Below are 23,936 nucleotides of genomic sequence, written 5' to 3'. Positions count from 1 at the left end.
TATGTCCGGCGCTTAGTCCTTTTCCCAAATCAGAATGTCCCCCGGCTGGCATTCGAGCACCCGGCAGATCGCGTCCAGCGTGGAGAACCGAACTGCTCTTGCCCGCCCGTTTTTGAGGACAGCCACATTGGCGGGAGTGATGCCAACCCGGTCCGCGAATTCCCCAACGGATAATCCACGTTCGTCCAGCAGCCGGTCGATTGCCACTCGAATGGGCATCAGATGACCTCGTCCAGCTCTACCCGCATAAATGCCGCCCTGTGCAGGAGTGCTCGGAGCACCAGCAGGACCAGCGTGATCGTTGCAGCTACCAGCGCGCAGCCCAGAATCAGCAGGCCGAGGGCGGGCGGTCCCGGAATGAAGAAAAGGGTGCCCAGAATCAGAAGCGTGGCAGTCACCAGCACCCCGGCCGTGACGTCCACCAGCCGAAGAGCCTGAGGCCCGAAGATCCGGCCGTCCCGGGTATGTCCGGCGAGGATGCCGGTGATGACCAGAACCGTCTGCACACACATCCCAAAAGCGATGGCTGCAGTGACCAGCGGGCCTTGCAGGTCGGCGAACTCGGGATAGCTGTCCACCACCGCCTGGGCGCTGAAGACTGCAGCGATCTGCCCGCCAATCACCGCAAGAAAAAGCAGCCCCAGGGCTGCACGCGTCAGGGTGATGACGGCTGAACCGGCATGCGGCGTCGAAGTGGTCATGCCCGGATAATCGATTATCAATCGATCGCAAGTCAATAGGTACGATCGGGACTTCCTACGCTGCGAATGGCGCTGTGCGTGTGCCCTTTCCCGGGTTCAGGGCGCACCACAATTTCCCGGAGCGCCGTGACGACCTGCTGAACCGCAGCCCGGTGGAGCGCCTCGGGCCGGCAGAGCACGTCGACGTGCCGGGCCAGCGGAAGGCCGCGGATCGGCTTGAGGACCAGGCCACTGCCCTCCGGCGGGGACGCAGTGCGCCGCGGCATCAGCGCGACGGCGGAACCCGCGGCGACAATTTCGGCAGCGATAAAGAATTCATTTATTTGATGCGTGATATTCAGAGGCTGTCCCGCGTGAACGGCGATGGCCTGCAGAGCCGGCATCAGCGGGAAACCGTCCTGGACTGACACCCATTCTTCGTCCGCGAGGTCGTCCACACTGACGTCGGGCTGCCGGGCGAGGCGGTGCCTCCCGGACATAGCGACGTCCAGCGGCTCCCGGATCAGCGGACGAACGCTGATCGATTCGGGCCAGGGTTTGCTGTGCTCCAGGCGGTGCGCGATCACCAGGTCATAGTCGGCAGCGAGCGCCGGGAAGGCTTCCTGCCCCACATCCCGGTCAGAGCAGACCAGCTTGGGGTTTCCCTCGCCCGTCATTGCCTGCAGCAGCGGACGGAACCAGGCGAGGCCCGCGCTGCTGAATGCGGCAATGCTTACTGTCGCACGGGGGTCCTGCAGGTACCGGCTCACGGCCTGCTCCGCGGAACTCATGGCAACGCTGATGTCCACGGCGGCCCGGGCCAGGGCCTGCCCGGCCTCCGTCAGGACGAGGTTCCGTCCCCGGCGTTCGGTCAGCGGAACCTCCACACGACGCTGCAGTGCGGTCAGCTGCTGGGAGACCGCCGACGCCGAGATGTGGGATGCGCGGGCGACGGCGGCGAGGCTTCCCCGCTCGCCAAGCTCCCGCAGCAGCCGCAGCTGATGAAGATCCATAAGCACAGGCTAAACCGTTACTTCAGGATTTGGCCTCTGGTCTTACGAATTCGTCCTCATCAGACTCAAGGAGTGCCCTCCCCGATACTGACTCCAGCCCCGCCCGAGCCCCGCGAACGGCGCCGCCGGCTTGCCGCGCTTCTCACTGCACGCAGAGTGGATCTGCTGCTTCTCCTCGTCGCAATGGTCTGGGGCAGCAGCTATCTAGCGGCGAAAACCCTCACCGGCACGGTCGGCGTGACGGTCATCCTGTCCCTGCGGTTCCTCATCACCGCTCTGGCATTGGCAGTGATCTGGCTGATTTGGAACCGCCGCCGGACGTCGCGCCGGGAGGCGGTCACCGGCGTCGTACTGGGTTTAACCCAAGCGGCCGTGCTCATCCTTGAAACCCACGGAATTGCGGGCACGAGCGCTACGAACGCCGGACTGATCATCAGCCTGGTCGTTGTGTTCACGCCCGTTACCGAGAGCATTGCCTTCCGGGTGAAGCTGCCGCGGATGGTTTTCGTCGCCGGTGTCATCGCCGTCGTGGGGGTCTGTTTGCTCGTCTCGGCAGACGGATTTGCGGCCCCCGGAGCCGGGGACCTGCTTATGCTTGCCGCAGCTGCCGTGCGCTCCATTCATGTCACGGCGGTGTCCGCGCTTACGCGGGGCCGCAGCTTTAGCGCCCTGAATCTGACGCTGATCCAGGGTGCGGTCTGCGCTTTCCTCTACACCGCCGCCGATTACCCGGGCGTGCTCCGGGCCGTGGACGGCTTCGGCGCAGCTGAATGGATTGGCGTGCTCTACCTCGGACTGGTGTGCAGTGTCTTCGCGTTCCTCGTCCAGACCTGGGCCATCCAGCAAACATCAGGATCCCGGGCGAGCCTCCTGATGGGAACCGAACCCATCTGGGCTGTCCTCATTGGAATCACCATCGGCCAGGAATCGCTTGCCCTGCTGGGCTTCGTCGGCGCTGCCCTCATCATCGCCGGCACGTATCTGGGCTTGAGGGCGGAAGCTCGCCACCGAACCGCCGCAGATCGACTGCGGGCGGGCGGCAGCGAATCGTTTGGCCAGTCGGGCCCAGTAGTTCATGCACCCTCCCCTAGGGTGTAGGGATGACGGTACGGGTACGCGAGGCCAACGCCATCTCTTCGGCTCTCGCCGGGCTGGATGATGCCGGTGTGCGTGCGCTTATCGATGATGCTGAGCAGGCGGGCATAGGCATTGGGGGAACCACGAAGACTGCGCGCTTGGGCGAAACCACAATCTTCATCAAACAGCTGCCGCTGACAAGCGCTGAAGAAGCAGATCCATGCTCCACCGCCAGCCGTCTCCGGCTTCCCTTCGTTTCCCACTACGGGATAGGAACCCCTGCCAACGCAGTCGGGCGGGAACTTGCAGCACATCAGGTCACCACCCAGTGGGTTCAATCGGGTCTGGCGGACTTCTTTCCGCTCCTGCTCGGTTGGCGGGTCCTGGATGTAAAAAGCGAGGCAGACCTCAGCGAGTTCGACGGCGATACCCCTCCCCGCCAGTGGGGACCCCACTGGCCTGAAGTCCAGGGCAAACTCTCCGCCATGAAGGCCGCACGCAAGACCATGGCGCTCTTCCTTGAGTACGTGCCCGTTACCTTGGGCGACTTGATCCGCCGAAGCTTGAAAGAGGGATTCGGGGCCGAGGTTTTTCCCGGCATCGTGGACCAGCTCCTGGAAGCCACTGCATGGATGAACGGTCAGGGATTTCAGCATTTTGACGTGCATCCCGGCAACATCCTTGTCCAGGACGGCAGGCTGCTTTACACCGACTTCGGTCTGGCGCTGCACCAGGATTTCGAACTGACGCCGGAGGAAGCATGGGGCATGCGTACCCATGACGGCTTCGACCGTGATTCCGCCCTGATGCACCTGTTCCACTGGACGTTATTCGAACTCGGCTATATCTCCGGGGAAGCACGGCTTGGCCTGTTGCGCGCTGCGTCCGCCGGCCCAACTTCTCCGGCATTGGATCCTGTCCGGGCCGCGCTTGGAAACGGTGCGGACCTGATTGCACAATATGCGGATACCGCCATCTACATCACCGAGCTGTTCGCTGCCCTCACGCAGAACGTGTACGCGACGGAGTACCGGCGCCTATAGGCGACGACACTCAGCAGAACCACGGTGGACGCCGTCAGCAGGCGGGTGAGTTGTGCTGCCATGCGCCCACCCTAGTCAGCCGGCGGCACCGGAGCCAGAGACTGCGCAGCCGCTTCCGTCACCGGCTCAGCTGTCCCGTCGAGACGCCGTCGGAGGATTTCATACGAAACCCGGTTCGGAAGGTACATCTGCTGGCTGCCGGCTACAGGGAACTAGGCTGGGGGCATGGCGACAGTAATTCTCGTGCGGCACGGCCGCACCACAGCGAATGCCTCGGGTCTGCTGGCCGGCCGCACCCCCGGCGTCAGCCTGGATGACACGGGCCGGGCCCAGGCCGCCGCCACGGGTGAGCGGCTCGCCGTCGTTCCCCTGGTGGGCGTGGTGTCCAGCCCGCTGGAGCGGTGCCGGCAAACCGCGCAGTTCATCCTCGATAGCCAGAAGGGCACTCCGCACGCACCGGTCGACGACGATCTCACCGAATGCGACTACGGCCAGTGGCAGGGCGGCGCCCTCGCAGACCTCGCGAAGGAGGAACTGTGGAAGGTGGTGCAGTCGCAGCCGTCGGCCGTCACCTTTCCCGGCGGTGAGTCCATGGCCGGGATGCAGGCCCGCTCGGTCGCTGCGATCCGCCGCCACGATGCGGCGTTCGAAGCCGAGCACGGTCCGGGAGCAGTGTGGGCTGCGGTGAGTCACGGGGACATCATCAAGTCGGTCCTCGCGGACGCGCTCGGCATGCACCTGGACATGTTCCAGCGCATCGACGTCGGGCCGGCCTCGCTGTCGATCGTGCGTTACGGCCCGGGGCGTCCCACTGTCCATGCCACCAATACCGACACCGGGGACCTTTCGTGGCTGGCAGCTGTCCACGGGCAGGACGATGCGCCGGTTGGCGGTGGTGCGGGACACGCAGCGCCGCCCGCCCAAGGAGCCTAGAGTAGTCCTATGCCTACAACCGTTCACGATTTCGACTGGCCGGACCGCGTAGTAGTCGGCACCGTCGGCGTCCCCGGTCAGCGCACGTTCTACCTGCAGGCGCGGGCGGGCAAGCAGCTCATCAGCATTGCCATGGAAAAGCTGCAGGCGGACCAGCTTGCGGAGAAGATCGACGAGATCCTCGACCAGCTCATGACCGTCGACGGCAACCCCTTCCACGTTCCCGCGAACACTCCCCTGGAGCTCGTGGACAATGACGATCTGGATGAGGTGGAGGAACAGTTCCGTGCGGGCGTGATGAGCCTGGGCTGGGACCCGACAACGGCGCAGGTCGTCATTGAGGCCTACCCCATCGAAGAAGTTGATGAGGATGACGACGGACTCGTCGAGGACGAGGACGACGCCGATGCCGCCGAGGTGCTGCGGGTGCGGATGCCCGTGGGCACCGCCCGAGCCTTCGCGAAGCGCACCCGGGAAGTGGTGGGCGCCGGGCGTCCGATCTGCGTGATCTGCGGTCAGCCGATCGACGACGACGGCCACATCTGCGCCCTCCCCGAAAACTAATGCCGGAGCCGGACCTGCTCACCGATGAGCTGACCCTCACCGGACGGATTACGACGGCGTCCAACGCCACGTACCTGGGCAGCATCGGCGACGCGGAAGTCGTCTACAAACCCATCGCGGGCGAGAAGCCGCTGTGGGATTTCCCCGACGGCTGCCTGGCTCACCGCGAAGTCGCCGCCTACCTGGTGTCTGAAGCCTTGGGCTGGAACATCGTGCCGCGCACCTGGCTGCGCGACGGGCCGCTGGGCGAAGGCATGGTCCAGCTTTGGCAGGACGCCGATCCGGAGCAGGACGCGGTGGATCTGGTGCCACTTGGTGAGGTGCCGGAGTCAGGGTTTAAGCTCGTGCTCGAGGGTGAGGACCAGGCCGGGCAGATCGTCGCACTCATTCATGAAGACACGGCGGCGCTGCGGCGGATGGCGGTGTTCGACGTCGTCGTCAACAACGCCGACCGCAAAGGCAACCATGTCCTGGCGATGCCCGGCGGGCACCGGTACGGCGTGGACCACGGGGTCACGCTCCACGCCGAGCACAAACTGCGGACGGTGTTGTGGGGCTGGATTGGCGAGTCTTTGAGCAGTGAGGAGCTCGCGGGCATTGATCGCGTTCTTGCTGGGCTGGATGGCGATCTCGGCGAAAAGCTGGCTGAGCTGCTGACCGCCGAGGAGGTCGAGGCGCTTGCCTCGCGCTGTGCCCGGCTGCGCACGACGGCGGTGTTCCCGGGTCCGAGTGGCGGGATGCCTGCTGTGCCCTGGCCGCTGTTCTAGGTAATGACGACTCAAATCTGAGCGGTTAGGTTGTCTCCATGAAGTTGCAAACTTCAAAGACCGCAGATCGTTCCGCACCGCCCGTGTCCAGAGGAGTCCATCAATGAACATCGGAATCGGGATCAGCCCGCACCTATGGGTCCGGAGTTGGGCCTTGAGCTGAGTCCATGACGAGGAACCTGTTCCGGGTTTCTATGAGGTTCCGCAGGTAACGCGCCAGCACCAGTTTCTCCACCAACCGGCCAAGCGGGCCGAAGGGAGCTTCAAATTCGATGCGGTCGATCATGACCGTGCCAGCCGAATCCTCTTTGAATTCGTGCTCATGCCGGAACCGCTTGAACGGTCCATTGACCTGCTCATCGACGAAGTAGTCGGGGGCTTCCATGCCGGTGATGCGGCTCGTCATCCTGAACGGGACGCCGAAGTGCCAGGCCCGCCAGGTGACGTCCTTGCCCAGGGATATGAGGCCCGTAGTCACACCCGCGACCGCCTCTTCGCGGGACCGGGCCATCGAGTCCTTATGGGCATCTATGCTCCGCGCACGGTCGAACAACTCGGCTTTGGGCATGGTGGTCCGGGTGGCGCATTCGAAGGAAACGGCAATCTGTGGAGTATTGCAGCTAGCAGGCAGGGCGGGCGGCACGCTTCCATTGCGCACGCTGTTCCGCCACTGCGTCTTCGTGTTTAATCCAGCCGCATGGACCCGAGGAATCATCCCACTGTGCGGCGTGGAACCAGCTGGTGGCGGCGCCGGTCCTGGGCCCTGGCGATACTGCTCACTGGTATCGGCATCCTGCTGCTGCGCGACCCCACGGGGTGGAGCATCATCGGCGCCGTCGCATGCACTGCCGGGGCCGGGCTCACCATTTACCTCGGAGAAAGAATGGTTAAGGGTCTCCGGCACGAGTACCGGTACACGACTGACGAGCCCCTCCCTTAAACGATGCCATCCCAAAACGGACAGACCGAAAACAGGATTGTTTGAGGTCTGCACCTCCGGCGTCTAGGGTGGCCGGACAGCCACCACCGGCCAGGTGGAAGCAATGAAGTCCACCGGCTCAGGAAAGGTTCATTGATGCACAAGAAATCTAACCGGGTATTCATCAGCTTATTGCTCGCAATGTCGCTGGCAGCAGCAGCTCTCATCCTGAGCATTCCCACACTTTTCGACTCGCCCGTCCCAGGTCAGCTCTGGCTCGCCGCAGTACTGGGCATCCTCACTGCTGCGCTGGGAACGGCCGTTCTGCTCCTCCGGCCGCAGCGCCGGGGCAACGGCGCCTAGCCGGCACCCGACCGCAGGGCTCCTGATTCAGTCGACCGGCCAGCAGATCTGGGTGCGTGCATGCTCGGGGCTCTGCTCGGTCTCGGGATCGGCGAGGTAGTTCTCCCACATGACCTCGCTCGGCTTGAGCTTGTTTTCGGAGAAGAAGTTCTCAATATCCGCGTATGTGTTTGCCAGCGTGTCGAAGGACCCAGTGTGCGTCGCTTCGACGATCCTGCCGGCGGGAAGACTTCCCGGAACTACGTTGCCGTCAGGCGCGATGACGCCAGGGACCGGGAATCCAGCTTCGACGTCGACCAAGGCGCCGGGCTGGCCGTAGTATTTGCCGAACGGCGGGCCCACCGGCTGCACACCCTGCTCCTGCAGTGCGGCCATGACGTCCGAGAACGCCTGTGAGAAGAAGTCGGCGAGTTCGGCCATCGGCACCTGCGCGCGGACTGCCGCCGTCGCTTGCTCGGAGTGCTCCGCGATCTGGATGTCCGTCATACTTTCCACGCTAACCGCCGAGCGGCCCGCCGGATAGGACCGGACGTCCCTGACCGGCGTCGGCGGATGCTCTTACGCTTCCCTAGGACGCTGGAGCGCCGCGTCTGCGTTCCTGGTGCGCACGCGCCTTGGACCTGTTCCCGCAGGTGGCCATAGAGCACCATTTGGCGGTCCCGGGACGGCTGCGGTCCAACAGGAACATAGCGGCGAACAGAGCGTCCCGGCCTCCTGCGGGAGCTGGACACCAAGGAACTCGTTTACCGCGAAGCCAGGAGCCTGCTCTTCCCTATCCACCGTTTGCCGCACTGGTTTTCACCGGCTTGCCCGTCGGGGCGAATTGGGGGGACCTAAGTCCATAACTTGTTCCGCGAACGAACGCTGGAAGCGTTCCCGCGGCTTCCACCGATTTCGGGGTGCTCCGCTCCTGACACAACAACTGCGCCGTTCCGTTTCGGCGTTGGCGGCGGCGACGTTCCCTGGGAGGACAGCTTCCGGGCGCTGACGTCATGAAACGCTTCGGCTTCGCGCCATCGGACACCTCTTTCGATGCCGCCTTCAGCCAGGAAGCCTGAGCGCTGGAATGCTGTTGGCCGGGCCTATTCAACCGGGCCTATTCAACCAAACGGCGGGATCGTCTGAAAAGACATCTCGCTAGTGAGTGCTGCCCGACATGAAAGTCATACGATCGCTCTGGTCTGGGAAAATCTAAAAATCACTTTTACCTAGACCTTTCAGCAGGTTAGAAGCTAACCTGCTGAATATGTTGTCGACCAGCACTTATTCCTCGTGAGGTGCGCTGGGTGCTGCTTCGACGGCTTCAGATCGTGTGCCCAGTTCGGTAATCGCCGATCCAGGGGCATTGTCGATTGAATGACTAAGGAGCGCAATGAAGCGATTTATCAGTCAGGCAGCCCTCGGAGCATGTGGGGTAGCGCTTGTCGTGCCCGTGTTAGCAACGACTCCCGCTCAAGCTGAAGCCAGTTCCGATCAGATTGGAATGGCGGAACCTTACGATGTGCTCGTCGTAGGAAAAACGACGGGCTTTCGTCACAGCAGTATTGATGAAGCCACTACCGCCATCATGGCACTTGGTAACGCCAATGGGTTCAGTGTTGACGTGTGGGATCCTGCAACGTCACCGGGTAATCAGGGACAGCCCGACCGGACCCTACCCAGCACACCCTTTACGACCTCCTCTGATCTTGCCAAATACGAAACCATTGTCTTCGTCTCCACGGTTGATGGAACCAATTCCCTCGACCCTGCAACGCCGACGCTTCTAAATGAAACTGAGTTGGCCGCTTTTCAGGGATATATCCGTTCCGGTGGTGGTTTTGCAGGTGTTCACGCGGCGACAGATTCTATGCACACTGTCCCGTGGTATGGCCAGTTGACCGGCGGTGGTGCTCGATTCATCAGCCATCCAGAGCAGCAGACTGCTTCTCAGCTGGTTGAGGACCGGACCCATCCTTCAACAGAGCATCTCCCCGAAACATGGACGCGTTTTGATGAGTGGTACAACTTCAATCAGAGTCCGCGCGACGCTGTTCGTGTTCTCATAAATCTCGACGAGACAACCTACAACGCTCGTCGTGGTGCGATGGGTTCCGATCATCCGATAGCTTGGTGCCATAACTTCGAGTCATCTCGTTCGTGGTACACCGGCGGAGGACACACCGAAGCATCTTACACAGACCCTGCCTTCCTACAGCACCTTCTAGGGGGTATCTCCTGGTCCGCTGGCGCAGTCAGTGGAGGTGGCGACTGCGTCACGTGGCACGAAGTCGAATCATTGATTGGTGACCTGGTTGCCGAAGGAACGGTCTCTGCGAAAGCGGCGGCACAGGTGACCAAACAATTGGATAAGGCAAAGGACCTCGCGGAGGCTGGTCGGCACGCTGATTCGGCAGATAAGCTCAATGCAGCCGCGGCTCAGGTTAAGGCTCACGTCGCCCGTGGATCTCAGGCGCAGGTTCTGCTGACTGAGAAAGTTCGTGACTTACAGATTTGGCAAGAAGAGCATAACTAGCTGCAAGAGCCTGCCGTACTGCGTACTGCCACCGCGGGACGTAGTACGGCATGGCCTTACGGAAACTACTGCACACATTCGCGATGTATAAGCCGTGTATCGCGACAAAACCGCCTAGCTCCAGAACACCATCCTCCACAAAGGTGGCCTCATCTTTTGAACCGCAAGACGCGCACGTTTTCTCTTACATGGATGATTGTTCTAATAACCATTGCAGTCATCTTTGTAGGAGCGGTCGCTGCATCCATGAGTATGCGAGCAACGACTGCTGAGATCGCGCCCGCCGCCGGGTCAGTCGAAGCTATCGCCAAAGAGCTTTCTAAAGGTCAGGCTCTTGAAAAGGCTGAGATCACCAAAGACCTTGGATTGGCAGCAGAAACGGCACATGGACGCATGGCACGCGCTTTGGAGGGGCTAGCAACTGCAGTACCCGTGGAGCAAGCTGATAGCCCCCCGTTTGCTGATACAGGTGATGTCGACGCATGGATGCGCGACCTCAGGGCTGCGGCGACGGCTTTCGAGACTGTTAAAGTGGGAACGAGCGATCAGTCGGTTGCGCAGGAAGCCTTCGTCGGTGCGGCCCAGTTACTTCTAACGGCGGTCCAGGACTACAACCGACTCTCATCAAGCCCTGCCGAGGATCGGAACCTTTTGCTTGGCAGTGTTGCTGAGCGACGCGACGCTGCAGTTCGTCTTTGGCAGGCTGGAGCGGCCCAATTGGATACTCTGACCATAGATTCTGGGGGCGGCCATATGCACGTTTTTCTAGCTCCAGACGGCGATCCCGATGCGGTACCGATGGAATTTCACGACGCAGAATAAGGAAGATGTTGTCTCCGTTGTGCGCCTGCAACCTTATCCAGGAGGAGTCGTTTCCGGAGGTCGTCAACGAATGGCACTAAACCAGGAACGGAGAGATCCAACCGGACTCGCTTTCCCCCGGCAGCACGAAGTCAGTTTGGTGGATCTGCCAACTTAACCACGAATGGACGGCAAGAATCATGGACCGGACGCACGGGGCGAATGGGTGTCCAGTCTGTTCGGGGAAGAGAATTGAACCAGGCATCAATGATCTGCAAACGACTCACACTGACGCCGCTTTTCAATGGCATCCCAAGAAAAATGGGCCGCTGACCCCGCAGGATGTCTGGAGTACGAGTACCACTGCCACAATTCTAAGAACTTCAGCGAAACCCACCTCCACGGCCTTATGTCTAAAATTCACGCCGATAACAGCGCATATGACAACTGGTCATGTGTGTCCTCGTGGCCCCGTGGGCTACTGCCTAGCCTCGTCTCCGCCCGTCTTACCGCTGAGCTGGTTGGTCCCGCGCCTCAGCTAAAATCAGGGAGGCCCGTTTTACCCCTTCGTTCCGGGCGGAAAGCGCAGCATGTCCTTCACAGAAAACGCCGTAGCCCGCTGGGCGGAGCTGCAGCGGCTACAGGCCTCGCCCGGCTGGAAACTTACCAACGCGAACCCCTGGGTCCTGGCCCTGTTCCGCGAGGCCTTCACGCGCACCCGCCCGCGCATTCCCCTGGACGAATTCCACAGCCTCACCGACTCCTTCCTGCAGCAGCTCAGGCTCAACGGGCAGAGCCTGCGCGAAGACTGGACAGGCAAGAACTACGCCGATGACTGGGTGGCCCGCCGCTTCCTGGCCCGCCCCCGCGCTGACGGACGCTTCGTCTACGAACTCACCGAACCCGCCGTCCGGTTCCTCTCCTACCTGGACGGCTTCACCGGGGACACCACCAGCCTGAACTCCTCCCGCCTGAACACCCTGCTCTCCAGCGTGGAAACCCTGGCGCACGAATCCAACCCGGACCCCGAAGCACGCATCGCCGTCCTCGAAGAAGAGATCGCCCGCCGCGAAGACCTCATCCGGTCCCTCCGCGCCGGCGACGCTCCCCCACCACTGGACGACGACACCGCCGTCGAAGCCGCCCGCGACATCCTGGACCTCGCCGCCGCACTGCCCGCCGACTTCAAGCGCATGCGCGACGGCCTCGAGAAGATGCTGCACACCCTGCGCCAGGAAATGGTCGAATCGCAGGCCTCCAAGGGCCTGACCATGGGCGAAATCCTCGAAGCGGACAAGCGCCTGCGCAGCACCAGCGAAGGCCGCACCTATGAAGGCTTCACCGCTTTCCTGAACGACGCCGACCAGCAGGGACGCTTCCGGCACGCCATCGCGCAGGTCCTGGAACGCGACTTCGCCGACGCCATGACGCCCGGCGACCGGCAGGCCCTGTACCGGATGATCAGCGACATGCGTGAGCAGGCCGCCGAAATCCAGCGGATCTACGGCCGGCTCTCCGAATCCCTGCACACCTACGTCCAGAGCGACGAATACCGCGAATCGGTCCAGCTGCGCAAACTCATCCGCGCCGCCGAAACCGCCATCCACAAGGCCCCGCGCGGCCGCCGCCGCGCCGCCGTCGTTCCCGCACCGAAGCTCTACGCGTCCGCGTTCGAATCGCTCAGCATGGTCCGCAGCTACGACCCCGCCGAGCACGCCGCCCCGCGGAAGCTGCCCGAACCGCCGTCGTTCACCGAAGCGGACATCCACCGCGCCGCCCGCACCCCCAAGGCCGACCGCCGCGTCCTGCGCGACGCGATCACACGGGCCGGCAGCCGCCGCGGCCGCGCCACCGTCGCGGAAATCTTCGCCGAACTGCCCGCCGAGCACCGCCACCTCAACAGCATCCGCGCGCTCCTCGCCTCCGCCGCCCCCACCGGGGACAGCGGAACAACGACGGCGGCAAGCGAGTCCATTCCCTTCCTCCAGATCGACGGCAGTTCCCGCACCGCTGTGCTGCCCGTCCTCACCGTCGCCGAAAGCCAGTCATGACCGAAAACCCCACCGCCGAAACCGAAGAGTACGACGAGCTGGACGAGGACGCTCAGTTTGACGACTACCCCCAGCCCGCCCGCGACGTCCTGATCGACGGCCCGGAACTGTTCCCCGGCGACACCGGTACCCTGCCGCTGAAGCTGCGCCAGGCCCTGATCCGGCTGCTGCGCGGCCCCTACCTGGACGCCAATTCCTCGGACAACGTCTACAACACCGTGGTGGATAACCAGGAGCAGCTGCGCGTCCGGCTCAGTGAACTGTTCCTGGAACTGGTAGTGGACGAGGACCACAAGGTCGCCCTGCTGCGCCCGGTGGAAATGGCCGAACCGCACACCACCGCCCTGCAGCGCCAGCGCGAAATGACCCGCGAGGAAACCCTGCTGCTGCTGCGCATGCGCCTGGTCCTGGACCGCCACTCGGGCACCGGCAACGAAGCCACCATCGCCCGGCAGGACATCATCGACGTCCTGGAGCAGTACGTGGACCCGCAGGCGCACGACGCCAAGGGCGTGGAAGACCTCGCCGACGCCGCCATCCGCAAGCTCGTCACCGAACGCCGCCTGCTGCTGCCCACCGAGCTGGACGACGTCTGGGTCATCTCCAACGCCCTGCCGCTGGCCCTGCCGTACGAGCACATCGGCGACATCATCACCTACATGAACTCGCTGACCGAGGCCCCGGCGGAGCCGGACACGGCTGACGAAGCGCCCGCCGAAGAAGCGGTCACTGAAACACAGCACGACGGCGAGGAGCCGGCATGAGCATCGAAACCACCCTTCCCATGGGGGACCTGATCAACCCCGGCCAGAACCGGCTCTCCCGGATCCAGATCGTGAACTGGGGAACGTTCGACGGCGCGCACACCATCCACGTGGACCGCGCCGGCACGCTGCTCACCGGTGACTCCGGCGTCGGCAAGTCAACCATCTTCGACGCGATCCTGCAGGTCATGGACGCCCGCCCGAAGATGAACGAAGCCGCGCAGAACAACGGCGGCACCGCCGCAGAGGAAAAGCGCACCGCGTTCTCCTACATGCGCGGCCGGCTCGGCACCCAGGGCATGGAAGCCGGCGATGGCACCGCCTACCAGCGCCCCGGTGCCACCTGGTCCGCCGTCTGCCTCACCTTCGACAACGGACTGGGCCAAATCACCAGCCTCTCCGTGCTGATGGACCTGCCCGCGACCGGCACCGAACACCACGTGGGCCGGTTCTACGCCGTGCACAACCGTCCACTGGACATCACCTCCCTCGAAACCGGCATGCGCGGCCGGTTCACCAAGGGTGCCCTTGAATCGCTGCTGCCGGGCGCGCAGATCTTCGATTCGCACAAACTCTTCGCCGAGCGGTACCGCACCGCCCTGGGCGTGGAGGACGAGAAGGCGTTCGGCCTGCTGCGCATCCTGCAGACCGGCAAGGGCCTGGGCGGAACGGTCAACGACTTCTTCCGCAACCACGTCCTGGACACCCCTAAGACCCTCACCGCCGCCGACGAGGCTGTGGAGGACTTCAGCCACCTGCGCAGCATCCGCCGCCAGCTCGAACGCGCCCGCCAGCAGCGCGACCACCTGGCCAACGTCCCGGACCAGCACCGCCTGTTCCTCACCACGAAGGCCGAACTGGACCGCGTCCGCGCCCTCACCGCCGACGGCCTGCCCGCCTACCGCCGTCGTCTGGCGCTGGCCAGCCACGAGCGCGACGTCGACCGCCTCACTTCCGCCGCCGCCACCGGCCGCGAAGCGCTGAAGGCCGCCGAGAAGCAGCGCACCAAGCTGAAGAAGCAGGTCGCCGAGCTCACCGCCCGCTACACGCAGGAGGGCGGCGGCGCGATCGCCACCCTGGAACGCGAAGTCGCGGCCGCGCAGGCTCAGCTGGTTTCCCGTGAAACCGTGGAGAACGCGTTCCGCGCCGACCTGTGTGCCGCCGGCATCGACACGGACCTCTCCCCCGCCGGGCTGGTCACCGCCCGCAGCCGCGCCAATGAGCTGATCAAGACCCTGAACGCCGACGTCGACGCCGCCCGGGAGCGCAGCTCCGACGCGCACGGTGAGGCGTGGGCGCTGAAGGGTTCCATCGCGAAGCTGGAAACCGAGATCGCGTCCTTCCGCCGCCGGCGCAGCAACATCCGCCCGGAAAGCTTGGAACAGCGCGCCCGGATCTGCGAAGCCACCGGCATCGACGAGGCCGAGATGCCCTTCGCCGGCGAACTGATCGATGTCCCGGCTGAACACGCGCAGTGGCGCGCCGCCGCCGAACGGGTGCTCCGCCCGCTCTCCACCGCCCTGCTGGTTCCCGGCGAGCACATGCCCGCCGTCACCCGCTACCTCAGCGAAACCAACCTGCGCGGTTTCCTGCGCTGCATCGACGTCAGCATTCCCGTGGACGGTCCGTCCGAGCCCGGACCGCGTGACCTGATCACCAAGCTCAGCACCTACGACTCCGCCATGGGCGACTGGGTAGCCCGGAAGATTACCGCGCACTACGACTTCGAGTGCGTCGAGAACCCGGACGAGCTCGCCAAGGTCTCCCGCGGCGTCAGCCTGGGCGGTGCCGTGAAGCGGAACTCCTCCACCACGGAGAAGGACGACCGGCACACCAAGGCTTCGGACAACGTGCTGGGCTTCGACAACAAGGACAAGATCGCCGCCCTCGCCGGTGAGCTGCTGGCCCTGCGCGCCAGTTTCGAAGAGGCCGACGTCGTCTCCCGCAAGCACGCCTCGGAGCAGGACGACTTGATCCGCCGGCTCGCCGCCGTCCGCAAGGTCGCCGCGGACACCCGCGAGTTCGAGGAGATCAGCGCCGAGGAGCACCGCGCCGCGGTGACTGCCGCCGTCGAACGCCTTGAATCCGCGCGCGACGCCAACGCGGACCTGGAGCAGATCCGCTTCGAGCTGGACACCGCCGAGCTGGACCTCACCGCTGCGACGGAGAAGATCGGTGTGCTCAAGGGCGACCTGGCCCGGCTCGAGGCCGAGCTGACTGCCGCCACCGAACGCCGGGACACCCTGGCCGGCCGCGGCCCGGATGCCCTGGCCGAGGACCTGCGTGCGCAGCTCGATGAGCTGTTCGCCCCCTTCGGCGAGATCACCGACGTCGTGCACCTGAACGACGCCGCCGGGCAGGTGGAGCGGAACCTGCTCACCGATGCCGCGCGGCTGGATAAGACGCTGCTGGAAACCCGCACCCGGCTGGAGCGCACCTTCGAAACGTACAGCGAGAAGTGGGGTTCGGACTTCGGCACGGGCGTGGACTCGGCCGAGGAGTACGTGCACCGGTACGAGGACATTGTCACCGAGGGCCTGCCGCAGCACGAGTCGGAGTTCCGCGAGTACTTCAACAACCGCACCTACGAGCGGTTCAGCGACCTGCTGCAGCTGCTCGACGAGGAACGCCGCAGCATCTCCGCGCGCCTGCTGCCCCTGAACTCGGTGCTGCGCCGCGTGCCGTACCACGTGGACAGCCACCTGGAGATCGAGGTCAAGACCACCGTCCCGGACGACGCGCACAAGTTCCGCATGGAGCTGAAGAACGCGCTGCCGATGATGGGCGTGCGGCAGGACAAGGCGGACATGGACGCCCGGTACGCCGCGCTTGAGGGTCTGGTGGAGAAGCTGAAGGACCCGCAGGAGCGCCGCTGGCGGGCCGAGGTCCTGGACGTCCGCGCGCATGTGACCATCACCTGCACCAACAAGCTCGCGAACGGGCAGTCGTTCACCAACCTGCAGGCGTCGCTGATGTCCGGCGGCGAGGGGCAGCGGTTCACGGCGTTCATCATGGCCTCGGCGCTGGCGTACCAGCTGGGCATCGTGTCCCAGGGCTTCAGCACCTACGGCACGGTGATGATGGATGAGGCGTTTGTGAAGTCGTCGCTGTCCTTTGCCGAGGCGTCCATCAACGCCCTGCACGAGTTCGGCTTCCAGCTGCTGCTCGCCGCTCCGGAGGACAAGGTGGATCTGTCCCGGTTCCTGGGTTCGGTCACCGAGATCCTGCGCGACGACGCCGCCAACCGGTCGGGCACGCTGGAGCGGGTTCCGGTGGGGTCTTCTGGCGGGTCGCGGGCTGTGGATATTCTGCTGCGGTAGGTGGTTTTAGGTCACGGTCAGAGCGCTTCGTAGCTCTGGCCGTGTGGCCCGGTGAAGGCTTGGGGAACGCCGGCCAAGGACAGGACCAGCCGTCCTTCGGCGCTCCTGGGCAGCTGGTCCTTGATCTCGGGGAGGGCGGCTTCACCCTCGTTGCTGATCCAGGTGACGTCGAGTCCCTTCACCAGGTCCACGAACCGCTGCCGGTGGTCGGGTTCGAGGTACGGGAGCACCGCGCTGTGGAAGACGACGACGGTCGCGTCCTTGGGCGCCTTGTCCACCAGCTGCGGGATTTCCTCCACGATGTCGCCCCGGACCAGGTGCGGCGGGTCTTCGGCAGCAACCTTTGCGACGGCGCTCAGACGGTCGCGGCGTTCGCTGTGTTCCGGCCAGACCAAGGCTTCCAGCCAGGCCATGTCCTCGAAGTCTTGGACATCCAAAGGGTTTAGGTCGATACCGGCCCGCCATACGACGTCGGGCAGGCGCTTGGGAGGCTCCATGCCGGCAAGCGCGCAAGTCAGCTGAACCGCGCTGGGACCGGACACGGGATCCAGAACGGTCTCACCGCCGTCGTGCTGGTAGCGGTAGCTGTACCGGTCGGGATAGAGACAGAACCCGGCCGAGGCCCCGGCTTCGATCAGCACCACCGGCCCTTCGATCCGGCTCAGCAGCGGCAGCAGGACTGCGCACCGGCCCGCCTCGTTGGTCTGCGTCATCCGCGCCTGGATGACAGGTTCGACTACGGGCCAGTTCTCCAGCAGCCAGTCCCGGAACCCTGGATACCGGGCCAGCGGAGCACCGGCCAGGCGTGCTGCGGCGAAGACCAGGTTGGGCTGGCGTTTGGGCCGCGGAAGTGAATCGATCAGCGCCAGGACGGCGTCGTCGTCTGCAATGGACGCCGCCCACTCCTCGTAGAGCGGCGAGACGCCCCGCGCTTCGACTGCCGCGAACCGTTCGTAGCCTGCTGCTGTAGCTGTTGTCATGGCCCCACCCTAGGGGAATCGTTTCGGTGGGCCGGGCACACGCGGCCCGTACCGCCGTCGTTATCCTGTGGGGCAATAACGTCCTTCCGGCAGGCTCCAAAAAATCCTGTGTGGCAATAACGATCGCTATGAAGGGCTCGCAAGGACGGTACTGCGACACAAGATTGTCCCTGCCCGCCAAAGCAGCGTTATTGCGACACAGGGATCTTCGGCCCGACTACTACTGACAAACGACGGCTCCGCGGCTTATCGTTCTGGGCACCCGGGGCAGGAGCTTTGGGAACAGTCTCGGGGGAATTCAGATGCAAACGTCCCGCTGCTCATCGCACTGATCAACTAGTCATTCGTCTGCCCGCCCGTCCTGACTCCTCCCAGCCGACAGGCTCATACTGGGACGATGGGCAAGCTTCTTGAATCCTGGCGCCGGCAGCTGGTCGGCACGTTCAGCAACAACTCAGAGACCATTCCAGAGTGGGAACTGGAGCTCGCCAATGGCACCGACCGCGGTTACTACGGACCGGGATCCGCAGTGTGGGCGGTCCACGGATCCATGACCACCATCATCGCCGGCATCCGGGCCCTGCTGCTGCAGGCACTGCACCCCGGCGCGATGGCCGGCGTCCGCGACTACTCCAACTACAAGGAAGACCCGCTAGGCCGGCTCGCCGGAACCATCCGCTGGATCTTCACCGTCACCTACGGGGATACGACGGCGGCACGCAGCGCCTCGAACTGGGTGCTGCGCCTGCACGAACGGGTTCAAGGCACCTATGAGGACGCTTCCGGGATGGAACGGCCGTACTCAGCGAACGATCCCGAGCTCGCCCGCTGGGTGCATCTCGCCTTCACGGATGCCTTCCTGGCCTCCCACATCGAGTTCGGCGGACCAATCCCGGGCGGACCGGACCAATACGTCGCCGAGTGGGCGACCGCAGGTGAACTGATGCAGATAGACAACCCGCCACGGGACCTGGCCGGGCTGCGCAAACAGATGGCCGCGTTCGACCCCGAACTGCGATCCAGCCCGACCGTCGAGGAAGTGGTGCGCTTCCTGCGCCGCCCTCCCCTGCCCCGCAATCAGATGATCGGCTACCGTGTCCTCTTCGCCGGCGCCGTCGCTTCCCTGGAACCCCGGCACCGCGAAATGCTCGGCCTCCGCGAACCGCATCTCGGTCCTTTCAAGCTGCCGGTGCACGGCCCGGTGAAACTCGTGCTGCGGGTTATCCGGTTCGGGCTTGGGGATATGGGCCCGTCGGAACGGTCCGCCCGCGAGCGCATTGCCCGGTTGGCTCAGGAACCAGGGGAAACTCGTTCGGACGTCTGATTTCGCCCCCTCACGGACGTTTGGGGAGGTAACGTCGGATACACACGTTTGGACCGACATTACCTCCCCAAACCTTGCCAAGTCTGCGTAACTCTAGAGCGTTAGCCCCTGACAGGTTGAACCCGCCTCTTCAGGCTCTCCGAACCTCAGTTGGAGGAGTAGCCCTGCATCAAACTCAGGCATGCTCATGCGCGGGAACTCGCGATAACTTCGATCTCTAGCTTCGACGCGTCCCTGAAACGGGTCACCTCCACTGACGTCCTCACCGGCAGCCGGCAGCCTTTCAGGAACCTGATATAGATGTCGTTGAACTCTGGTAGGTCATCAAGATCGGACAGGTAGGCATTAACCTTAACCAGCCGGTCGATACCGGAACCGGCCGTCTCAAGTGTCCGTGCGATCTTCTCGAGCACTAACCTTGCTTGATCCGCGAAAGACTCCGGGATTGTGCCGTCGGGAAGTCGGGGAAGATGCCCACCTGTCCATACGATCTCCCCGATACGAGAGAACATGGGTGGGGTCGGTACTGCATTAGTCACTCGTCCGCCCAATCTCGCGCCTGCTGAATCACCGCATCTGCGTCGAAATCGTTATATCCCTCGACGAGGTCGTAGTTAAACATCTTTTTCAATGCAAAGTCTGACGTTGAACCGTGGAGGATTCCTCCCTCAACCCCCTCATCGATCAAGCGCTGCATGTCTGCTGGAGTCTGTTCGCCGTAAAACCCGGCCGATCCCACCTGCGCAGTCGTTTCCATGCGCAAACCCAGTTGACCTGTTGCGAGCTCTAGGTTTGCTGATTCGTCGCCCTGCGTGGGTTTGCTTGAAGGAAACTTTTCCCAGTGCATTTTTATGGCTGCCTCGGGGTTCTCCTTAGAAAAGACCAAAGCCTTGAAGAACGCCGTCCACAGTCCTGTCACCATGTCCGGTTTTTCGGCCACATCCTCAGCACGGCAAACCAGGGACGAGGTACCGGTCATCGAATCCGCCTCGGATGCCACGTCTACCATAGGTTCACCGAGCAGGGATTCGATCACCATGTTTGGTCCGTCAAATCCGGAGTAAGCTTGGATGTCGTTGTTCTTGAAGGCCTGTGCCGTCTGGGCCCCATATCCTACTGCCAGAAACTGGTCCTCTTCAGGCTCCACACCGTCCTTCCGCATGCCAATGCTGGCGATGTCGGCGGCTATACCGGTCAACGAAGAAACGCCGATGCTCTTGCCGGCGAGATCACCGGCGGACTTGATATCCAGCGATTCAGGAGCAATGACTCTAAAGATATTGCCAGTAGTTGTTCCGACGATGACTAGGTTCGGGTCGTCCTTAATGGCGGATAGAGCGCTGTAAGTCGACGCGTATGTGCAAAACGAGTTCCCTGAGGCGACAGACTGGATGGCGGCCAGGGCCGTTTCGACCGGTTGCATCTCAACCTCAAGGCCGGCTTCCTCGAAGTAGCCCATGGCGCCCGGAACTGTGGCATAGCTGGCTGATGTGGCACTCAACGACTGATCCGCGACCGCGAAAGTGACTCGGCTCAGTCCCGCGGTTTCAGAGGCTGAGTCTCCGCAACCGGTGAGCCCTACGCTCACCGCGAGCACAGCCAACGGCATAGCGAGATTCCTAGTTTTCATGATGTGACCTTCCTACTGCTTATAGTTTCTAAAAACGCGGTTAAGGATGGCCATGACGACCCAGATCATCGCGCCGAAGCCTCCGAGCACGACGAGCAACGCATAAACGGTGGCTACACTGCCGGTTTGGGTTGCCGACTGGATAGCGAACCCGAGGCCCTGTCTGGCGGAGACGAACTCCGCGACGATCGTGCCAATGAGTGACAGAACCAAAGCCGTATTCAGGGCCGGCAGGATATAGCTGATGGCATTCGGGATCCTAAGCTTGAACAGCACCTGCCAGGTATTTGCACGCATTGACTTGAACAGGTTGAGCTGGTCCGCGTTGATGTTGGTCAAGCCGACCATGGAGTTAACAAGGATCGGGAAAAAGGCCATCAGAGCTGCCAAGATGACCTTGGGCAGTAGTCCGTACCCGAAAGATGCAATGATCAACGGTGCGATGGCTACCTTTGGGAAGGTCTGGATGATGACTAGAAACGGGTAGATCGCCTTCTGCAGAGACTCCGAGAACACAAACACGAAACTGACTAGAAGCGCAGTTGCGGTTGCCACGCTGAACCCGATAAGTGTGACGTATGCGGTAGCACCCAAGTTCTTCCAGACCGCGCCAGTGACAAACATGTCTCCGAGGGCCTTGCCAACCTCGTCGGGCGGAGCAACCACTAGCGGGGACACCCATTCGTTCTCAGTCGCAATAGTCCAAAGAGTGAACCCACCGACTAACAGGGCCACCGCGATGATGCCTGCACGGAGCGATGTCGACCTTAGGGTAAGCGCCAGCCGGTTAGGCACTTCATCAACAGCGGTCGTCATAACCGCTCCCGAGCTGGCGGGTTGCGAGGGCTTCTCGAGAATGCTCATAGTGCCTTCCGTTTCTGCTCTGCGTTATTACCCGATTTGGCTTCTTCGAGACTGATCCGCACTGTGCGGATTAGGTCGTAAAACTCCTGGCTGTTGCGGATCTTTCTGTGCCGTGGACGTGCCAGTGGCACATCGATGACTTCGTGGACTACTCCGGGACGCGCCTTCATGACCACTATTTGGTCGGAAAGGTATACGGCCTCGGAGATACTGTGCGTGACGAAGACCAGTGTCTTGGGCTCCCTGGCCCACAGTGAGAGCAGCTCATCGTTTAGGTCTTCCCGCGTAAACTCGTCTAGCGCGCCGAACGGCTCGTCCATGAGCAATAGGGATGGCCTCGATATCAGCGACCGAGCGATAGCAGCCCGTTGTTCCATGCCGCCAGAGAGCTCCCGGGGATAATGGCTGGAGAAGTCCTCTAAGCCCATTACCGTGAGAAGTTGCTTGGCACGCTCCTGAATGTCAGAATCGATGCGCTTACCGGAAATCTGAATGGGCAGGAGCAGGTTGTCCATGACGTTGCGCCAGGGAAGGAGGGTGGGTTTCTGGAAAGCGACACTAACACCGTCCTGTGGGCCCCTTAGCACCTTCCCATCGATAACTACACGCCCAGTGGTGGCGGGTTCTAACCCCGCCATGATTTTGAGCAGCGTGGATTTGCCGCATCCGCTGGGTCCTATGAGTGAGACGAACTTCCCAGTCTCGAAATCCAGCGAGGTCTCTGCCAATGCCTGGATGGTCTTGCCTGCCCGGTGAAATCGCTTTGTGACGGACTGGATCGAGACATTTGTGGCTTTAGTGTCCGGCAATGCCGTAGTGTGCGCTGTCATTTCATGGCCTCCTTATAAAAGCGGTTCCAGTTTCCCCAGAGGATCTTGCAGGTTTCGTCTTCACTGAACCCAACCCCCCGCAAGGCTGAGCCAAACACATGAAAGTCTTCAGGCCCCTTGTACCAATCTGTCTTTCCACTCCGTGGAAACGTGGGGCCCACGCTCGCACCGAGTTGCTCACGGAAGCTCCAGCGGCCGTTGCGCATCCATGTCAAAAATGCCGGGTCGCCTCCTTGGTTGTCGTCGGTGCCAATGCCGACGTGGTCAACACCGATTAGGTCAACAGTCTTGGCCACCATGGATGCCCACTGGTCCGGGGACCCGTTATAACCGCGCGTGATGTTGTGATAAACGGTCAGCCCGACCATGCCGCCGCGTCCCGCAAGTTCTTTTAGGATGTGGGCTGGCTTGTTGCGGGGGTGATCAACGAGATCCGAGCAGTTAGCGTGGGTCACCGCAACGGGCTTCGTCGAGGCCTGGATGGCATCAAGAGAAGTGCGGTTTCCGACGTGGGACAGGTCTACCACCATGCCGACACGGTTCATTTCCCCCACCACTTCTTCGCCGAACCGGCTCAGTCCCGCATCCTCTGGGTCATAACAGCTGCTACCGACATCGTTTTGGATGTTGTAAGTCAGCTGGGCTACACGCACTCCCATCTTGTGGAACATCTCGACGTAGCCTAGGCGCCCTTGCAGGAATGCACTGTTCTGGAACCCCAGGATGATGGCCACCCTGCCCTGGCCAGCGATGGCGTCGACGTCGGCTGGAGAAACGACTAGTCCGGCTAGGTCTGAGTTGTCGGCGATGAGACGGTGCCAGGAGACAAGCGAATCCATGGACTCGGTTGCGTCTTCCCAAAAACCACAGGTGACAGTGACACATCGGACTCCGCCGTCAACCAGGCCTTTGAGACCGTCCCTGTCTAGGCGTGAACAGATCAAGCTATCCAGATACATGCCGTTTCCTTACTTGATCGCCAGGCGGCGAGCGGTAGGTGAGGGGGTGTTGCCAGTGTGAAACCGGGATATCTCGGTGACGTCGCTTAGCGCGCGGGTCGAGGCGTTATAGATGGGCCACCACAGCGACGGAGCAGCAGTGATCCCTTCCACGAGATCGCCGTGGCTGGATGGTTGCGCACTGTGGATCGCCCCCTGGGCTAGGAAGGTTGCCGAGTTCTCACCCTCGACAATCCGTACCTGCACGCCTCTTCTTGCCAGGCGATGCACAATCCCGACGAGGAACCGGGGGCTAGCGACATGAACCACAGAGAGCGAGACTGTGTGGGAGTCCGCCAGCTGTGATTCAATGGCGTTGCCGACGATGGCTCCTACGACCAACGCGTGCTGGTGGCGAGCATCGATCCGTCGGCCATCACTCGAAACCTCAACGCCCAGGCCACCGGGGTGCAGCGGAGATGACGATTCTGCGAGCTCTGCTAAGCCTGTTAGGGCATCCTCCTTGAGGATCACGACAACGTCCAAGAAGTTGTTACGGG

The 23,936-nt window shown here is 62.7% G+C and carries 27 protein-coding genes; 14 read left to right on the top strand and 13 right to left on the bottom strand.

Going from position 1 to position 23,936, the window contains the following annotated elements; all coding sequences use genetic code 11:
- Positions 1 to 12: 12 nt before the first annotated feature.
- Genes AO716_RS09630 through AO716_RS09620 form a run of 3 tightly spaced genes read right to left on the bottom strand, consistent with a single transcriptional unit; the run spans position 13 to position 1,693 of the window.
- Complete coding sequence (locus AO716_RS09630) at positions 13 to 219, bottom strand: helix-turn-helix domain-containing protein (RefSeq protein ID WP_055240672.1); 207 nt, start codon at positions 217 to 219, stop codon at positions 13 to 15.
- On the bottom strand, positions 219 to 701 hold the full coding sequence (locus AO716_RS09625) for a DUF2975 domain-containing protein (RefSeq protein WP_152969931.1): 483 nt from the start codon (positions 699 to 701) through the stop codon (positions 219 to 221). Before AO716_RS09625 ends, AO716_RS09630 begins: the two co-directional genes overlap by 1 nt.
- Positions 702 to 733: 32 nt before the next feature.
- Positions 734 to 1,693, bottom strand: a complete 960-nt coding sequence (locus AO716_RS09620) for a LysR family transcriptional regulator (protein ID WP_082413467.1) — start codon at positions 1,691 to 1,693, stop codon at positions 734 to 736.
- Between the two features lie 72 nt (positions 1,694 to 1,765).
- On the opposite strand from AO716_RS09620, the gene AO716_RS09615 reads away from it, so the two are divergent.
- The 5 genes from AO716_RS09615 (at position 1,766) to AO716_RS09595 (ending at position 6,077) form a co-directional block, all read left to right on the top strand.
- A complete protein-coding gene (locus AO716_RS09615) occupies positions 1,766 to 2,791 on the top strand; it encodes a DMT family transporter (RefSeq protein ID WP_235472049.1) in 1,026 nt (341 codons plus the stop codon).
- Between the two features lie 2 nt (positions 2,792 to 2,793).
- Positions 2,794 to 3,813, top strand: coding sequence for a hypothetical protein (locus tag AO716_RS09610; protein WP_055240670.1), 1,020 nt, complete (start codon positions 2,794 to 2,796; stop codon positions 3,811 to 3,813).
- A 225-nt stretch (positions 3,814 to 4,038) separates the two neighbouring features.
- The gene (locus AO716_RS09605; protein WP_055240669.1) at positions 4,039 to 4,746 is read left to right on the top strand and encodes a histidine phosphatase family protein; all 708 of its coding nucleotides are present in this window, start codon (positions 4,039 to 4,041) and stop codon (positions 4,744 to 4,746) included.
- Between the two features lie 9 nt (positions 4,747 to 4,755).
- A complete protein-coding gene (locus AO716_RS09600) occupies positions 4,756 to 5,310 on the top strand; it encodes a DUF3090 family protein (protein ID WP_055240668.1) in 555 nt (184 codons plus the stop codon).
- Positions 5,310 to 6,077, top strand: a complete 768-nt coding sequence (locus AO716_RS09595) for an SCO1664 family protein (protein WP_055240667.1) — start codon at positions 5,310 to 5,312, stop codon at positions 6,075 to 6,077. The genes AO716_RS09600 and AO716_RS09595 overlap by 1 nt, the downstream gene beginning before the upstream one ends.
- A gap of 133 nt (positions 6,078 to 6,210) precedes the next feature.
- Here AO716_RS09595 and AO716_RS09590 read toward each other — a convergent pair whose 3' ends face one another.
- On the bottom strand, positions 6,211 to 6,681 hold the full coding sequence (locus tag AO716_RS09590; protein ID WP_200907642.1) for an SRPBCC family protein: 471 nt from the start codon (positions 6,679 to 6,681) through the stop codon (positions 6,211 to 6,213).
- Between the two features lie 93 nt (positions 6,682 to 6,774).
- Between AO716_RS09590 and AO716_RS09585 the strand changes: the two genes are divergently transcribed.
- Complete coding sequence (locus tag AO716_RS09585) at positions 6,775 to 7,017, top strand: hypothetical protein (protein WP_152969930.1); 243 nt, start codon at positions 6,775 to 6,777, stop codon at positions 7,015 to 7,017.
- Between the two features lie 135 nt (positions 7,018 to 7,152).
- Positions 7,153 to 7,359 (top strand): hypothetical protein, encoded by a 207-nt coding sequence (locus AO716_RS17265; RefSeq protein ID WP_152969929.1) that lies wholly within the window; start codon positions 7,153 to 7,155, stop codon positions 7,357 to 7,359.
- A gap of 27 nt (positions 7,360 to 7,386) precedes the next feature.
- On the opposite strand, the gene AO716_RS09580 is transcribed toward AO716_RS17265, so the two are convergent.
- Together AO716_RS09580 and AO716_RS17050 are read right to left on the bottom strand one after the other, a co-directional pair.
- Positions 7,387 to 7,845 (bottom strand): GyrI-like domain-containing protein, encoded by a 459-nt coding sequence (locus AO716_RS09580; protein ID WP_055240665.1) that lies wholly within the window; start codon positions 7,843 to 7,845, stop codon positions 7,387 to 7,389.
- 82 nt (positions 7,846 to 7,927) lie between these two features.
- Positions 7,928 to 8,047: a CGNR zinc finger domain-containing protein gene (locus tag AO716_RS17050; protein WP_235472048.1), complete on the bottom strand. Its 120-nt coding sequence runs from the start codon at positions 8,045 to 8,047 to the stop codon at positions 7,928 to 7,930.
- Between the two features lie 684 nt (positions 8,048 to 8,731).
- Here AO716_RS17050 and AO716_RS17045 point away from each other — a divergent pair.
- The 6 genes from AO716_RS17045 (at position 8,732) to AO716_RS09555 (ending at position 16,810) form a co-directional block, all read left to right on the top strand.
- The gene (locus AO716_RS17045; protein ID WP_082413465.1) at positions 8,732 to 9,874 is read left to right on the top strand and encodes a ThuA domain-containing protein; all 1,143 of its coding nucleotides are present in this window, start codon (positions 8,732 to 8,734) and stop codon (positions 9,872 to 9,874) included.
- 156 nt (positions 9,875 to 10,030) lie between these two features.
- Positions 10,031 to 10,696, top strand: a complete 666-nt coding sequence (locus AO716_RS09570) for a hypothetical protein (protein WP_152969928.1) — start codon at positions 10,031 to 10,033, stop codon at positions 10,694 to 10,696.
- 95 nt (positions 10,697 to 10,791) lie between these two features.
- Positions 10,792 to 11,217: a zinc-ribbon domain-containing protein gene (locus AO716_RS17905; RefSeq protein WP_082413464.1), complete on the top strand. Its 426-nt coding sequence runs from the start codon at positions 10,792 to 10,794 to the stop codon at positions 11,215 to 11,217.
- Positions 11,218 to 11,265: 48 nt separating this feature from the next.
- Positions 11,266 to 12,726 (top strand): DUF3375 domain-containing protein, encoded by a 1,461-nt coding sequence (locus AO716_RS09565; RefSeq protein ID WP_055240662.1) that lies wholly within the window; start codon positions 11,266 to 11,268, stop codon positions 12,724 to 12,726.
- A complete protein-coding gene (locus AO716_RS09560; protein ID WP_055240661.1) occupies positions 12,723 to 13,490 on the top strand; it encodes a DUF4194 domain-containing protein in 768 nt (255 codons plus the stop codon). Before AO716_RS09565 ends, AO716_RS09560 begins: the two co-directional genes overlap by 4 nt.
- Entirely contained in the window at positions 13,487 to 16,810 is a 3,324-nt protein-coding gene (locus AO716_RS09555; RefSeq protein ID WP_055240660.1) for an ATP-binding protein, read from the top strand. Before AO716_RS09560 ends, AO716_RS09555 begins: the two co-directional genes overlap by 4 nt.
- A gap of 17 nt (positions 16,811 to 16,827) precedes the next feature.
- Here the strand turns inward: AO716_RS09555 and AO716_RS09550 are convergent, their stop codons facing one another.
- The gene (locus AO716_RS09550) at positions 16,828 to 17,790 is read right to left on the bottom strand and encodes a DUF2332 domain-containing protein (protein ID WP_055240659.1); all 963 of its coding nucleotides are present in this window, start codon (positions 17,788 to 17,790) and stop codon (positions 16,828 to 16,830) included.
- A 397-nt stretch (positions 17,791 to 18,187) separates the two neighbouring features.
- Between AO716_RS09550 and AO716_RS09545 the strand changes: the two genes are divergently transcribed.
- Positions 18,188 to 19,114 carry an oxygenase MpaB family protein gene (locus AO716_RS09545; RefSeq protein WP_055240658.1) on the top strand — a complete coding sequence of 309 codons (927 nt, stop codon included), beginning with the start codon at positions 18,188 to 18,190 and terminating at the stop codon, positions 19,112 to 19,114.
- A 185-nt stretch (positions 19,115 to 19,299) separates the two neighbouring features.
- On the opposite strand, the gene AO716_RS09540 is transcribed toward AO716_RS09545, so the two are convergent.
- Genes AO716_RS09540 through AO716_RS09515 form a run of 6 tightly spaced genes read right to left on the bottom strand, consistent with a single transcriptional unit; the run spans position 19,300 to position 23,922 of the window.
- Positions 19,300 to 19,626 (bottom strand): RidA family protein, encoded by a 327-nt coding sequence (locus tag AO716_RS09540; protein WP_082413463.1) that lies wholly within the window; start codon positions 19,624 to 19,626, stop codon positions 19,300 to 19,302.
- 23 nt (positions 19,627 to 19,649) lie between these two features.
- Entirely contained in the window at positions 19,650 to 20,723 is a 1,074-nt protein-coding gene (locus AO716_RS09535; protein ID WP_055240656.1) for an ABC transporter substrate-binding protein, read from the bottom strand.
- A gap of 33 nt (positions 20,724 to 20,756) precedes the next feature.
- The gene (locus AO716_RS09530; RefSeq protein ID WP_055240655.1) at positions 20,757 to 21,608 is read right to left on the bottom strand and encodes an ABC transporter permease; all 852 of its coding nucleotides are present in this window, start codon (positions 21,606 to 21,608) and stop codon (positions 20,757 to 20,759) included.
- Positions 21,605 to 22,438 carry an ABC transporter ATP-binding protein gene (locus AO716_RS09525; RefSeq protein WP_082413461.1) on the bottom strand — a complete coding sequence of 278 codons (834 nt, stop codon included), beginning with the start codon at positions 22,436 to 22,438 and terminating at the stop codon, positions 21,605 to 21,607. Before AO716_RS09525 ends, AO716_RS09530 begins: the two co-directional genes overlap by 4 nt.
- Positions 22,435 to 23,397 carry a dipeptidase gene (locus AO716_RS09520; protein ID WP_055240654.1) on the bottom strand — a complete coding sequence of 321 codons (963 nt, stop codon included), beginning with the start codon at positions 23,395 to 23,397 and terminating at the stop codon, positions 22,435 to 22,437. Before AO716_RS09520 ends, AO716_RS09525 begins: the two co-directional genes overlap by 4 nt.
- Before the next feature lie 9 nt (positions 23,398 to 23,406).
- On the bottom strand, positions 23,407 to 23,922 hold the full coding sequence (locus AO716_RS09515; RefSeq protein WP_160317920.1) for a hypothetical protein: 516 nt from the start codon (positions 23,920 to 23,922) through the stop codon (positions 23,407 to 23,409).
- Positions 23,923 to 23,936 lie beyond the last annotated feature (14 nt).

This window comes from Arthrobacter sp. Edens01, assembly GCF_001307035.1.
Classification (GTDB): Bacteria; Actinomycetota; Actinomycetes; order Actinomycetales; family Micrococcaceae; genus Arthrobacter_B.
This window is presented reverse-complemented; position numbering and strand designations above follow the sequence as displayed.